The organism is Bradyrhizobium sp. CCBAU 45389 (assembly GCF_028128625.1).
GTDB classification, from domain to species: domain Bacteria; phylum Pseudomonadota; class Alphaproteobacteria; order Rhizobiales; family Xanthobacteraceae; genus Bradyrhizobium; species Bradyrhizobium liaoningense_B.
The window spans coordinates 217592-230499 of the sequence record NZ_LBIY01000091.1 but is presented as its reverse complement, the minus strand read 5'-3'; the positions used below and the strand labels follow the sequence as shown (position 1 = coordinate 230499).

Here is a 12908-nt window from a genome sequence, read left to right as displayed (position 1 = left end):
TGGTTCCGCGAGCCCAGCGTTTGTGATCCAGAAAGCACCGCCACATTGGCCGATATGACCGAAATTGCCGCTTCCGACTTCCGCCACGCGCAGCGGCATATCCGCCTCGACACCATCCTGCGGCTGCGCTGGCTCGCGGTGCTGGGCCAGCTCGCCGCGATCTTCATCGTGGCGCAGGGGCTGGAGTTCAATGTCGAGATTGTCCCCTGCGTCAGCATCATCGCGCTGTCGGCCGCGCTCAATCTGGGCCTTCAGACCGCTGCCAATCCGATGCAGCGGCTGGAGCCGATGCAGGCCGCCGGCCTGCTGGCGCTGAACATCGTGGAGCTGGCGGGGCTGCTGTTCTTCACCGGCGGACTGCAGAACCCGTTCTCATTCCTGTTTCTCGCGCCGGTGCTGATCTCGGCGACGGCGCTGCCGGCCCGCTTCACCTTCGGCCTCGGCCTGCTCGCCGTCGCCTGCGCCTCGGTGCTGTTCTTCTTCCACCTGCCGCTGCCCTGGGATTCCGACGATCCGCTGGTGCTGCCGCCGATCTATCTCGTCGGCGTCTGGCTCTCGATCGTGCTCGCCATCGGCGTCACCAGCCTCTATTCGTTCCAGGTGACCGAGGAGGCGCGCAAGCTCGCGGACGCGCTGGCCGCGACCGAGCTGGTGCTGACGCGCGAGCAGCACCTGACCCAGCTCGACGGCCTCGCCGCCGCGGCCGCGCACGAGCTCGGCACGCCGCTCGCGACGATTTTTTTGATCTCGCGCGAGCTGGAAAAGACGGTGAAGGATCCGATCTTTGCCGCCGACCTGAAGACGCTGCGCGAGCAGACCCAGCGCTGCCGCGACATCCTCAGCAAGATCACCCAGCTCTCCTCCACCGGCGCGCCGTTCGACCGCATGAAGCTGTCGGAGCTGATCGAGGAGGTGGTGGCCCCGCACCGCGATTTCGGCGTCGAGATCAAGGTGCGGATCGCGGTGACCGCGGCCGTCGAGCCGGTCGGCTCGCGCAACCCGGCGATCCTCTACGGCGTCGGCAACATCGTCGAGAATGCCGTCGATTTCGCCCATACCACCGTCGAGGTGAACGCCTGGTGGAACAAGGACACGATCGAGCTGTTGATCTCCGACGACGGCCCGGGCATTCCGCCTGACATCCTCAACCGGATCGGCGAGCCATATCTGTCGCGACGGCGCACCCACGATGACGGCGGCGGCGAACGGCGCGGCCTGGGCCTCGGCGTGTTCATCGCGCGGACCCTGCTCGAACGCACCGGCGCCAAGGTCTCGTTTACCAACCGGACCTTTCCGGAACACGGCGCGGTGGTCCACATCACATGGCCCAGGCAGCGTTTTGAGGCTATCGAGACGCTCGAAGAAACAATAGGATAGACCGCGACCTTGCGTCGCACAAAAGGGCCGATCGACTATTGGCGGCCTTGGCACCGCCCGATTGCGAGGCCATATGTAAACGCGCTGGAGAGAGGACAACACCTTGAACGCCATCGCCGAACTGAATGAACAGGCCGACCGCTCGCTTCTCATCGTGGAGGACGACAAGCCGTTTCTGGAGCGCTTGTCGCGCGCGATGGAGACCCGCGGCTTCGCGGTGACGTCGTGCGATACCGTCTCGGACGGCCTCGCGCAAATCGGCAAGGCGGCTCCCGCATTCGCGGTTGTCGACTTGCGACTCGGTGACGGCAACGGCCTCGACGTGGTCTCGGCGCTGAAGAAGAAGCGCCCGGATGCACGCGCGATCGTGCTGACCGGCTATGGCAACATCGCCACCGCCGTGACCGCGGTGAAGATGGGCGCGATCGATTACCTGTCGAAGCCCGCGGACGCCGACGACGTCGTCGCCGCACTGCTCTCGACCAGCGCGGAAAAGTCCGAGCTGCCGACCAACCCGATGTCGGCCGACCGCGTGCGCTGGGAGCACATCCAGCGCATCTACGAGATGTGCAACCGCAACGTCTCGGAAACCGCGCGCCGCCTCAACATGCACCGCCGCACGCTGCAGCGGATTTTGGCCAAGCGCGCGCCGAGGTGACGGTGTCGTAGGGTGGATTAGCCGAAGGCGTAATCCACCACCGTTTGTCCCGGCGGAAACGAAAGAGGTGGGTTACGCCGAGCAGATGCGCTTCGCGCATCTGCAGGGCTAACCCACCCTACGAACTACGAACTCATTCCCAAAAATCCGCGTGTCCCTGCGGATCGACCAGGCGGTTGATCCGCAAGGCCGCCGCCATCGCAAAACGCACCGTCATCTGCTTGCGCGTGGCGGCGGCGAGCTTGTGCTCGGGCGCCTCGCAATGCATGTGCGCGCCATAGGCATCCGCGATGATCAGGCCGGTGTCACCGGGAAAGATCTCGCAGGGCAGATCCTGCGTGAAGGCGAAGAACAGGCGGTCGCAATGGACGCGGTATTCGTGCCATTTCTGGTCGGCACGCAGATCCTCGACCGACGACTTGATCTCGACGATCCAGATCTCGCCGCGCTCGTTCAGCGCCACCAGATCGGCGCGCCGGCCCGAGGGCAGCGGCAATTCGCTGATGCAGGAGAAGCCGAGCGAACGGAGCAGCCGCGCCGTGCCGCGCGCGATGGCGAGCGCGGTCTCTGACTGGCGGCGATCGGGCGGCGGCGCGAGGGCGATGCGGGCGGTGTTGTCCATGGCGGTGAGGATAGCCGATTCCTCCGTCGTCGTCCTGGCGAAAGCCAGAACCCATTACCCCAAGAGATTGTTGTCGCGCGAGCTGATAGCCACCAGTCTTCGCCAAACTACGCCCTGTGGTAATGGGTCCTGGATCTGCGCTTCGCTTGTCCAGGACGACGGGAAAAGCGGAACCCTCCTCGCTCAAATCACTTATCACGCAGCCGCCACACCTCGGCGGAACCACGGGCCGCGCGCGCATGATCGACGATCTCTGGTACAAGAACGGCGTGATCTACTGTCTCTCCGTCGGCTCCTATATGGACGCCGACGGCGACGGGGTCGGCGACTTCAAGGGCCTTTTGCGCCGGCTCGATTATCTGCACGGGCTCGGCATCACCACGATCTGGCTGATGCCGTTCCAGACCTCGCCCGGCCGCGACGACGGCTACGACATCGCCGATTATTACAGCGTCGATTCCCGCTACGGCACGCTCGGCGATTTCGTCGAGTTCGCGCAAGGCTGCAAGCAGCGCGGCATTCGCGTCATCATCGACCTCGTCGTCAACCACACCTCCGACCAGCATCACTGGTTCAAGGAGGCGCGGCGCGACAAGAGCTCGCCCTATCGCGACTGGTATGTCTGGTCCGACAAGAAGCCGGCCGGCGCCAACAGGGGCATGGTGTTTCCCGGCGCGCAGAAATCGACCTGGACGCGCGACAAGGAAGCCGGCGCGTATTACTTCCATCGCTTCTACGATTTCCAGCCCGATCTCAACACTTCGAACCCGCATGTGCAGGCCGAGATCCTCAAGATCATGGGCTTCTGGATCCAGCTCGGCGTCTCCGGCTTCCGCATGGACGCCGTTCCCTTCATCATCGCCACCAAAGGCGCGAAGGTGAAGAAGCCGGTGGAGCAATACGACATGCTGCGCGCGTTCCGCGAATTCCTGCAATGGCGGCAGGGCGACGCGATCATTCTCGCCGAAGCCAACGTGCTGCCGAAGACGGACATGGAATATTTCGGGCGCGACGGCGATCGCATGCACATGATGTTCAACTTCCACGTCAACCAGCATCTGTTCTATGCGCTGGCATCCGCGGATTGCCGTCCGCTCGCCAAGGCGCTGAAGGCAACAAAGCCGCGGCCGGCGACGGCGCAATGGGGCCTGTTCCTGCGCAATCACGACGAGCTCGATCTCGGCAGGCTGACCGAAGCGCAGCGCGAGGTCGTGTTCAAATGCTTCGGCCCCGACAAGGACATGCAGCTCTACGACCGCGGCATCCGCCGCCGTCTTGCGCCGATGCTGGGCGGCGACCGCCGGCGGCTCGAGCTCGCCTACAGCCTGATGTGCACGCTGCCGGGAACGCCCGTGATCCGCTATGGCGACGAGATCGCGATGGGCGATGATCTGTCGCAGCCCGAGCGCAATTGCGCGCGCACACCGATGCAATGGTCGACCGAGCCGCATGGCGGCTTCACCAAGAGCGACAAGCCGGCCTGCCCCGTCATCGACGCGGGTCCTTACGGCTTTCCGCACGTCAATGTCGCAAAACAGCGGCGCGATCCCAACTCCATGCTGAACTGGACCGAGCGTATCGTCCGCATGCGGAAGGAAGTGCCGGAGGTCGGCTGGGGCGATTTCACGGTGATCCCTGTGCGCGATCCCGCCGTGTTCATCATGCGCTACGACTGGCGCAACAATTCCGTGCTGTTCGTGCACAATCTCGACGAGAAGCCGCGCGAGATCGCGTTCTCGGCGGGACTGCCTGGCGAGACCGGCGCGCACCTCATCAACCTGCTCGCGGAAGACCACAGCCACGCCGACAAGCGCGGCCAGCACCGCGTCGTGCTGGAGCCCTATGGCTATCGCTGGTACCGCGTCGGCGGACTGGATTATCTGTTGAAGCGGAGCGATATCGACGCGACTACGGTGCGGGGGAAGAAGCATCCGGGGTGATCACGTCGTTTTGGCGAAAGCCAGGACCCATTACCCCTGGAGGTCGTTGGCGCGCGAGCTGATGACCACCAGCCTTCGTCAAACTACGCGCTGTGGTAATGGGTCCTGGATCTGCGCTTCGCTTGCCCAGGACGACTTTGGAGAATGACGCTGTCGATAAATTCTCCCTGTCGTCCCGGCGTAGCGCGCAATTGCGCGCTAGGCCGGGACGACAGCTAAGGCACCTGCACGATCACCCCTTCATTCCCGCGCAGATCCAGCACCCCTTCGAGCTTCTCGCCCTCACGATCGAGGAACGTCGACAGCAAGATCTCGCTGCCGAAGCGGATCGCGCTGGTGGTCACCGCGATCGGGTCGGGGCCGAGATTGAGCACTGCTATCACCGACTTGCCTCCGGCTGCGCGGCGATAGATCAGGAGATCGCCTTGCGCCGCGATCGGGTGATAGTCGCCGGCGACCAACGGCAGGCATTCGCTTCGCAACGCGATCAGACGCTTGTAGAGGCTGAGGATCGAGCGCGGATCGGCTTCGAGATTGGCGACGTTGTTGTGGATATGGTCCTCCGGCAGCGGCAGCCATGGCCTTACACCGGAGAAGCCGCTGGTCTGCGAAGAATCCCACTGCATCGGCGTGCGGCAGCCGTCGCGCCCCACCCCGATGCCGGGCACGTTCTTCTCGAAGGGATCGCGCACGTCCTCCGGCGCGATCGCGAGCTGGTGCATGCCGATCTCGTCGCCATAATAGAGCGTCGGTGTGCCGCGCAAGGTCAAGAGCAGCATGGCGGCGACGCGGGCCTGCTCGGGGCCGACGCGGCTTGCCACGCGCGGGCGATCGTGATTGCCGAGCACCCAGTTCGGCCAGGCGCCTTTCGGCAGCGCCCTCTCGTAATCCTCGATGATCGTCTCGATCGAGCGCGCGCTCCAGAAGGTCGAGAGCAGCGCGAAGTTGAACGGCATCTGCGCGCCGGTGAGATCGTTGCCGTAATAGGCCATCAGGCGATGCAGCGGCAGATAGATCTCGCCGATCAGTACGCGGGCGCGATACGCATCCGTGACGCGCCGCATCTCGGCGATCACGTCGTGCACCTCGTCCTGGTCGGTGGAATATTGCGTCAGGATCGTCTCGTGCGGCGGCCGGCCCTCGACGTAATGCGGGTTCGGCGGATTGTCGCGGAATTCGGCGTCCTTGATCAGGTGCCAGATCACATCGACGCGAAAGCCGTCGACGCCCTTCTCCAACCAGAACCGCATCACGTCGTAGATCGCGGCACGGACATCGGGATTGCGCCAGTTGAGGTCCGGCTGCTGGGCGAGGAAGGCGTGGTAGTAATACTGCCCCGTCGCCTCGTCGAAAGCCCACGCGCTGCCGCCGAATTCGGACAGCCAGTTGTTCGGCGCGCTGCCGTCCGGCTTCGGATCGCGCCAGATGTACCAGTCGCGCTTGGGATTGTCGCGCGAGGCGCGGCTTTCGACGAACCAGGGATGCTGGTCGGAGGTGTGGTTCGGCACGAGGTCGAGGATCAGCTTGAGGCCGTTGTCGTGCGCGGCGGCGAGCAGCGCGTCGAAATCCGCCATCGTGCCGAACAGCGGCTCGATGCCGGTATAGTCCGAGATGTCGTAGCCGAAATCGGCCATCGGCGAGGGAAAGATCGGCGACAGCCAGATCGCGTCGACGCCGAGCGATTTCACATAAGGCAGCCGCCGCAGAATGCCGGAGAGGTCGCCGACGCCGTCGCCGTCGCTGTCCTGAAAGGAGCGCGGATAGATCTGATAGAAGACGCCGTCGCGCCACCAGTTCTCGCCCTGAGCCATCTTTCGAAAATCCACCCGGAAATCTGTGCTTCGCGCGAGAGAACGCGGCAGCGACGCCCCGGTTCAGATTGGCGAGCCAATTGGGACGGCCGTGTGACGGCGGGCGCAGCTGTTCCCCGGCGCATTCCCCGTCCTTGGCACGAATCTTTTGCTTGGCGGCATGGCAAAAATCGGCATTGTGGCGCCCATGACCGAGCAAAATGACACCCAAGAATCCTCGCAGGCCAAGGCGGGCGCGATCATCGTTCCCGTGACGCTGTTCGAACAGAACTGCACCATCATCTGGGACGAGCCTAGCAAGAAGGCCGTCGTGATCGATCCCGGCGGCGACGTGCCGAAGATCCTGGAGGCGATCAAGCAGACCGGCGTCACCGTGGAGAAGATCTGGCTGACCCACGGCCATATCGACCATGTCGGCGGCGCGGCGGATTTGCGCGACGCGCTGAAGGTGCCGATCGAGGGGCCGCATCAGGCCGACAAGTTCCTGCTCGACAATGTGGTCGAGAGCGGCGCGCGCTTCGGCATGACCGGCGTGCGCAATTTCGCGCCGGACCGCTGGCTCGAGGAAGGCGACACCGTGTCGATCGGCGGCCTCACGTTCGACATCCTGCACTGCCCCGGCCACTCGCCGGGCAGCGTGGTGTTCTTCAACAAGGACCTGCGCTTTGCCCATGTCGGCGACGTCCTGTTCGCGGGCTCGGTGGGACGGACCGATTTGCCCGGCGGCAGTCACGCGACGCTGATCAACTCGATTCTGACCAAGCTGTTGCCGCTCGGCGACGATGTCGGCTTCATCTGCGGCCATGGCGCCGGCTCGAGCATCGGCCAGGAGCGGATGACCAATCCGTTCATCACCGGCGAGATGTAGGCGCTCTTTGTTTGAGCATGATCTAATCGGAAAACCGCTTCACACTTTTCCGGATCATGCTCTATTCGGCGGCGTCTGCGAGCGCCGCCGCTTCGCCGAGGTTACGCTCGCCCCATTCGCGGATCGCAGCGACGACGGGCACAAAACTCTTGCCCTTGCGGGTGAGGCGATACTCGACCTTCGGCGGCACCTCGCCGAAATCCTTGCGGTCGATCAGGCCGCTCTCCGTCAGCGCCTTCAATTCACGGCTGAGCACGCGCGGGGTGATCTCGGCGCTGCCTTCCGTGCCGCGCAGCAGGCCGCTCCTGATCTCGCCGTAGCGGCGCGGGCCGTCCTTGAGATCCCAGACGATCCGCAACTTGTACTTGCCGCTGATCATCTTCTGAAACGCCGCGACCGGACAGGTGCGCGCGGGGATCGCTCTTGCCTTCGCCATGTCGTCTCCTCCATGCGCAGCCAGCTGGCTCAAGGATAGGAGCGACGGCGAAAAAGTCCATACTATCAATTTTGTCCATACTTGCAGGATCGCGCCCAAGGCGCAGATGATGACGCACATGACGAACAGGGAGCGTCACATGAAGCAGTTCATGATCAGATACCAGTTCAGGAACGGCACGACGGAGGAATGGCACCGGGAGATCGGCCGCTTCATCAAGGCGATCGACGGCGATCCGGAGCTGAAAGGACGGATCGGCTACCGCGTCCTGAAGGCCCGCGACGACGGCAGCTACTTCCACCTCGCCAGCGCCAGCGACGATGCCGCGCAGAAAGCACTGCAGTCGCGCGACTTCTTCAGGGCCTATCAGGAGATGACGCGAAAGGTCGCCGGCGGCGAGGTGACGGTAACGCCGATCGAGGTGATCGATCAGACGGGGTAGCTCCGCTGAGCCGACGCGACCGCGTCACCACAAACTCCGCCGTCGTCCCGGCGAAGGCCGGGACCCATACGCCGGAGATGGAGTTTTGCGAAGATTAGTCGTTCGGTACTCCGACCGCGCGCCATCGATAGATTCCGCGGTATGGGTCCCGGCCTTCGCCGGGACGACGAGTTGGGAGCGGAGCTACTTCATCAATCCCGCGGCGGTCAGTGCGCGGGTGATGATCTGGCCGAGATCGAAGCCGCGGGATTCCTCCTGCTTCGGCTCGGCCGCCGCTTCGGCGACCTTCGCCCGGATGGAGCGGGCGAGATGCGGCGCGGGCGTCAGCGCCGGCTTCGCCTCCGCCTTCTTCTTCGCCTCCGCGATCCAGCCGGTCAGGCCGAAGAACTTTGCGATGTGATAGGACGAGGAGATGCCGGCCTCGATCAGGAAGGCGCCTTCCATGCCGTAGCGCTGGTCGTTGTCGGCGAGCCCCAGCGGCGTGCCGTGCGCCATGTCGGTGATGGCGTAGGACTCGACCAGCGTCTCGCCGTCCTTGTTCCACCAGGCCTGGCGCGGATAGCCGTCGACATTGGTCTCCGCCATCGGCACTTCGGGCAGATCGTGCAGATCGAGCCACTGCTTGACGATCTCGTTGGCGTTGCCGGGATTGACGGTGCGGTCGGCGCTGCCGTGCCACACCGACATCTTCGGCCAGGGACCACGATGATCGGAGGCGTTGCGCACGAGATCGCCGAGCTCGCGCGCGGGACGCGCCGGCGAATGAAACATGCCGTCCAGCGCCTCGCGCAAATTCGAGGCGATGCCGTAGGGCAGGCCGGCGATGACGGCGCCGGCCGCGAAGACGTCCGGATAGGTCGCGAGCATCACCGACGTCATGCCGCCGCCGGCGGAGAGGCCGGTGATGAAGATGCGCCTGGGATCGATGCGATGCGTCTCGACCATGTGCGCGATCATCTCGCGGATCGAGCGCGCTTCGCCGCTGTCCCGCGCGGTGTCTTCCGGATTGAACCAGTTGAAGCAGGTGTTGCCGTTGTTGACGCGCTGCTGCTCGGGCATCAACAGCGCGAAGCCGTAATGCCGCGCGAGCGTCGACCAGCCGGCGCCGAGATCGTAGCCAGCCGCGGTCTGTCCGCAGCCATGCAGCACGACGACCAGCGCGCGCGGCTTCTGCAACTGCGCCGGCACGAACGCGAACATGCGCAAGGCTCCGGGATTGTCGCCGAAGCCCGTGACCTCTTCCAGCGGACTGGATGAATCAGCGCTCCGGCCGAACTCGGCGAAGCGCAGACCGTCCAGCTTTGGCAGACGTCTCAACAAATCGACATTTCTTGCTAACGACACGGCAATTTCCTGGTGGGCGACGTACAACGTACAGCCCAACCAGATAGTTGCTGCATTGCGAAATAAAAAGACCGTGTGCTGTCTATCTCGCGAAAATCACCGGAAATCCCGCAGGAATCCGCACGTATTAACCGCACTGCCTCAACTTGATGCAGATGCGCGGCGCATCCACGTCAGAAATGCGGTGCAGATCATGATTAACGTCACAAACAGCACGAGCGAGACAAAAAATCCTGCGCGCGCTGATTGCAATGATTCGATCGCGAAGAATACCGCGCCGATTGCGGCCACTCCGGCCGCATTTCCGATCTGTGCTGTCGTGCCGTACATGCCGGAGGCCGAGCCTGCGGCGACAGGCTTGACCGTCGAGAGCACGGCACCGGACAGCGGCGCCATCACCAGCCCCTGGCCGTAACCAAAGATGCTCATGGTGAGCGCGAGTGCGAGCGGCGACGGCGTGTCAACATAGAGCACAAGAAGCGCGAGCGCGCCGAGGCCTGCGATCTGCAACGCGCAGCCTTCGATCAGCACCTTGGTGCCGCGATGCCGCGCCCTCGCGCCGCTGTGACGCGAGGCCACGACGAAAGCGATGGCAAGTGGAATGCAAACCATGCCGGCCGCGAGCGGCGGAATCTTCAGGCCACGCTGCATGAACAGCGTCATGACCAGATAGAACGAGAGATTGGCGAAGAAGAAAAAGAACGCCGCCCCAAGGCCACGCAGGAAGGCGGCGTCCGTCAGCAGTGTGAGATCGATCAGCGGCATGCCGCCGGCGCGCGCAACCGCGTGTTCTAGCTTCAGGAATGCCGCGAGGATCGCGCCCCCGATCGCCATCACCGACCACAGCCACGGCGCCCAGCCGACATCATGGCCGAACAGCAGCGGCCCGATCAGGCACAACAGCCCTGCGAACAGGACCATGCTGCCCTTGATGTCGAGCCTGGTCCCGGCCCGCCGCGGCACCGACGGCATGACGCGCCAGGCGGCCGCGGCAATGACGAGACCGCAGGGCACGTTGACGAAGAACACCGACCGCCAGCCTGTGCCGGCGAGATCGAGCGTGACGAGAAGGCCGCCGAGCAGGAAGCCTGCTGCGCCCGCAAGGCCGAGCACGATGCCGTAGACGGCAAAGGCGCGGTTGCGCGTCTCATCGGTGAACAAAAGATGCAGCGTCGCCAGCACCTGCGGAACCATCAGCGCCGCGGTCGCGCCCTGCGCCAGCCGCGCGATGATCAGCTCGACGCCGGATTGCGCGAGGCCGCACCACAGCGAGGTCGCCGTGAAGCCGAGCACGCCGGCCAGGAAGATCGTCTTGGTGCCGTGGATGTCGCCGAGCCTGCCGCCGGTGACCACCAGCGTGGCATAGGCGATCAGATAGATCGCGATGACGGATTCGATCTGGGCCGGCGTCGCGTGCAGGTCCACCGCGATGGTGGGAATGGCGACGTTCACGATGAAGGCGTCGACGCCGAACATGAACTGGGCGGCGACGACGATCGCGAGTACCCACCAGCGGCGGGTCGAATCGATCGGCTTTGTGACGGTTTGATGCATTGGCGCGCGAGCTTTCCGGAATTTATTTGCGGGCGATGCTCGCAGATCGGGATCATCGGCGCGATTACCTCCGAGGTAGGGCGTGCTTTCCCCTTGCCGCTTTGGCCCGATTGCTGCATGTCGGTTCCCGCTGAATTGGCAGGAGTTCGGAAGCCTTCCGATGTACGACTACGACATGGTGGTGATCGGCTCGGGCCCATCGGGGCGCCGGGCCGCGGTGCAATGTGCCAAGCTCGGCAAGGGCGTGCTGGTCGTGGAGAAGGGCCGGCGGGTCGGCGGCGTCTCCGTCCACACCGGCACCATTCCCTCGAAGACGCTGCGCGAGACCGTGCTGAACCTGTCCGGCTGGCGCGAGCGCGGCTTCTACGGCCGCTCCTACCGGGTGAAGCAGGACATCGCGGCCAGCGATCTGATGACCCGGCTGCAGAAGACGCTCGACCACGAGGTCGAGGTGCTTGAGCATCAGTTCAGCCGCAATCTGGTGCGCACCGCCAATGGCGAGGCACGCTTCGTCTCGCCGCACGAGGTCGAGATCACCAGCGCCATCGGCGAGACCAAGACGGTGTCGGCCGCCTTCATCCTGATCGCCTGCGGCACGCGCCCGTTCCGGCCTGACTATGTGCCGTTCGACGGCACCAGCGTGCTCGACAGCGACGAGATCATCGAGCTGCCAAAACTGCCACGGAGCCTCGCCGTGATCGGCGCCGGCGTGATCGGGGTCGAATATGCCACCATCTTCAGCGCGCTCGACGTGCCCGTCACCCTGATCGAGCCGCGGCCGACCTTCCTCGACTTCATCGACAAGGAATTGATCGACGAGTTCATGCACGAGCTGCGCGACCGCAATGTCGCGCTGCGGCTCGGCTCCAAGGTGACGTCGATCGAGAAGACGCCACAGGGCCACATCGTCACGCATCTGTCGGACGGGCGTCACGTCACCACGGAAATGCTGCTGTTCGCGGCGGGACGCGTCGGCGCCACCGACCGACTCAACCTGGAGGCCGCCGGCATCGCCGTCGACCACCGCGGCCGCATCACGGTCGATCCGGTGACCTTGCAGACCAGCGTGCCGCACATTTACGCCGCCGGCGACGTGATCGGCTTTCCGAGCCTTGCCTCGACCTCGATGGAGCAGGGCCGCGTCGCCGCCTGTCATGCGCTCGGCATGGAGCCCTTGGCGCCGCCGGAGTTCTTTCCCTACGGCATCTATTCGGTGCCGGAGATCTCGACCGCCGGCCTCACCGAGGAAGAGGTCCGTACGCGCGGCATTCCCTACGAGGTCGGCATCGCCCGCTTCCGCGAGACCTCACGCGGCCACATCATGGGGCTGAACAGCGGCATGATGAAGATGATCTTCTCGACCAAGACGCGCCGCCTGCTCGGCGTGCACATCCTCGGCGAAGGCGCCACCGAGCTGATCCATATCGGCCAGGCCGTGCTCAACCTCAAAGGCACGATCGATTATTTCATCCAGAACACGTTCAACTATCCGACGCTGGCCGAGGCCTACAAGATCGCCGGCCTGGATGCGTGGAACAGGATGACGCGGTAGTGGTAGGTTTTCGCCTCTCCCCGCGCGCGGGGAGAGGCCGGAATTCAAACGCAGTTTGAATTCCGGGTGAGGGGGAGTCTCCGCGAGTCGTCTGTCCATTGGAACGACGCCCTCTCAACACGTCATTGCGAGCGCAGCGAAGCAATCCAGAGTCTTTCCACGGAGGGATTCTGGATTGCTTCGCTGCGCTTGCAATGACGGGGTGGGAGCCATCTCGAAAACCCAACAATCTCCGTCCCCGCGGAGACTCCCCCTCACCCCTACCCTCTCCCCGCAAGCGGGGAGAGGGAGAAGCACCACGCAT

Annotated in this window: 11 protein-coding genes; 6 read left to right on the top strand and 5 right to left on the bottom strand. The window is 64.4% G+C overall.

Going from position 1 to position 12908, the window contains the following annotated elements; translation table 11 throughout:
- Window positions 1–54 precede the first annotated feature (54 nt).
- Together XH79_RS22310 and XH79_RS22305 are read left to right on the top strand one after the other, a co-directional pair.
- Entirely contained in the window at window positions 55–1377 is a 1323-nt protein-coding gene (locus XH79_RS22310) for an ActS/PrrB/RegB family redox-sensitive histidine kinase (protein WP_271582937.1), read from the top strand.
- A gap of 103 nt (window positions 1378–1480) precedes the next feature.
- Window positions 1481–2035, top strand: a complete 555-nt coding sequence (locus XH79_RS22305) for an ActR/PrrA/RegA family redox response regulator transcription factor (RefSeq protein ID WP_027563303.1) — start codon at window positions 1481–1483, stop codon at window positions 2033–2035.
- A 133-nt stretch (window positions 2036–2168) separates the two neighbouring features.
- Here XH79_RS22305 and XH79_RS22300 read toward each other — a convergent pair whose 3' ends face one another.
- On the bottom strand, window positions 2169–2657 hold the full coding sequence (locus XH79_RS22300; RefSeq protein ID WP_271582936.1) for an MmcB family DNA repair protein: 489 nt from the start codon (window positions 2655–2657) through the stop codon (window positions 2169–2171).
- A 239-nt stretch (window positions 2658–2896) separates the two neighbouring features.
- On the opposite strand from XH79_RS22300, the gene XH79_RS22295 reads away from it, so the two are divergent.
- Complete coding sequence (locus XH79_RS22295; protein WP_271582935.1) at window positions 2897–4597, top strand: alpha-amylase family protein; 1701 nt, start codon at window positions 2897–2899, stop codon at window positions 4595–4597.
- 215 nt (window positions 4598–4812) lie between these two features.
- Here XH79_RS22295 and XH79_RS22290 read toward each other — a convergent pair whose 3' ends face one another.
- On the bottom strand, window positions 4813–6408 hold the full coding sequence (locus tag XH79_RS22290; protein WP_271582934.1) for an alpha-amylase family glycosyl hydrolase: 1596 nt from the start codon (window positions 6406–6408) through the stop codon (window positions 4813–4815).
- A 187-nt stretch (window positions 6409–6595) separates the two neighbouring features.
- Between XH79_RS22290 and XH79_RS22285 the strand changes: the two genes are divergently transcribed.
- Window positions 6596–7276 (top strand): MBL fold metallo-hydrolase, encoded by a 681-nt coding sequence (locus XH79_RS22285; protein ID WP_271582933.1) that lies wholly within the window; start codon window positions 6596–6598, stop codon window positions 7274–7276.
- Between the two features lie 61 nt (window positions 7277–7337).
- Here the strand turns inward: XH79_RS22285 and XH79_RS22280 are convergent, their stop codons facing one another.
- On the bottom strand, window positions 7338–7712 hold the full coding sequence (locus XH79_RS22280) for a winged helix-turn-helix transcriptional regulator (RefSeq protein ID WP_212340389.1): 375 nt from the start codon (window positions 7710–7712) through the stop codon (window positions 7338–7340).
- 139 nt (window positions 7713–7851) lie between these two features.
- Here XH79_RS22280 and XH79_RS22275 point away from each other — a divergent pair, with 139 nt between their 5' ends.
- On the top strand, window positions 7852–8154 hold the full coding sequence (locus XH79_RS22275) for a hypothetical protein (RefSeq protein WP_212340388.1): 303 nt from the start codon (window positions 7852–7854) through the stop codon (window positions 8152–8154).
- 183 nt (window positions 8155–8337) lie between these two features.
- On the opposite strand, the gene XH79_RS22270 is transcribed toward XH79_RS22275, so the two are convergent.
- Together XH79_RS22270 and XH79_RS22265 are read right to left on the bottom strand one after the other, a co-directional pair.
- Window positions 8338–9498 carry an extracellular catalytic domain type 1 short-chain-length polyhydroxyalkanoate depolymerase gene (locus XH79_RS22270; protein WP_271582932.1) on the bottom strand — a complete coding sequence of 387 codons (1161 nt, stop codon included), beginning with the start codon at window positions 9496–9498 and terminating at the stop codon, window positions 8338–8340.
- A gap of 141 nt (window positions 9499–9639) precedes the next feature.
- Complete coding sequence (locus XH79_RS22265) at window positions 9640–11052, bottom strand: MFS transporter (protein WP_271582931.1); 1413 nt, start codon at window positions 11050–11052, stop codon at window positions 9640–9642.
- A 160-nt stretch (window positions 11053–11212) separates the two neighbouring features.
- On the opposite strand from XH79_RS22265, the gene sthA reads away from it, so the two are divergent.
- The gene (sthA, locus tag XH79_RS22260) at window positions 11213–12604 is read left to right on the top strand and encodes a Si-specific NAD(P)(+) transhydrogenase (RefSeq protein ID WP_271582930.1); all 1392 of its coding nucleotides are present in this window, start codon (window positions 11213–11215) and stop codon (window positions 12602–12604) included.
- The last annotated feature ends 304 nt before the right edge of the window (window positions 12605–12908 follow it).

Coding starts and splice junctions, on each gene's coding strand:
- XH79_RS22285 (WP_271582933.1), top strand. CDS start 6,596: ATGACCGAGCAAAATGACACCCAAGAATCCTCGCAGGCCAAGGCGGGC.
- XH79_RS22290 (WP_271582934.1), bottom strand. CDS start 6,408: ATGGCTCAGGGCGAGAACTGGTGGCGCGACGGCGTCTTCTATCAGATC.
- XH79_RS22275 (WP_212340388.1), top strand. CDS start 7,852: ATGAAGCAGTTCATGATCAGATACCAGTTCAGGAACGGCACGACGGAG.
- sthA (WP_271582930.1), top strand. CDS start 11,213: ATGTACGACTACGACATGGTGGTGATCGGCTCGGGCCCATCGGGGCGC.
- XH79_RS22310 (WP_271582937.1), top strand. CDS start 55: ATGACCGAAATTGCCGCTTCCGACTTCCGCCACGCGCAGCGGCATATC.
- XH79_RS22280 (WP_212340389.1), bottom strand. CDS start 7,712: ATGGCGAAGGCAAGAGCGATCCCCGCGCGCACCTGTCCGGTCGCGGCG.
- XH79_RS22295 (WP_271582935.1), top strand. CDS start 2,897: ATGATCGACGATCTCTGGTACAAGAACGGCGTGATCTACTGTCTCTCC.
- XH79_RS22265 (WP_271582931.1), bottom strand. CDS start 11,052: ATGCATCAAACCGTCACAAAGCCGATCGATTCGACCCGCCGCTGGTGG.
- XH79_RS22300 (WP_271582936.1), bottom strand. CDS start 2,657: ATGGACAACACCGCCCGCATCGCCCTCGCGCCGCCGCCCGATCGCCGC.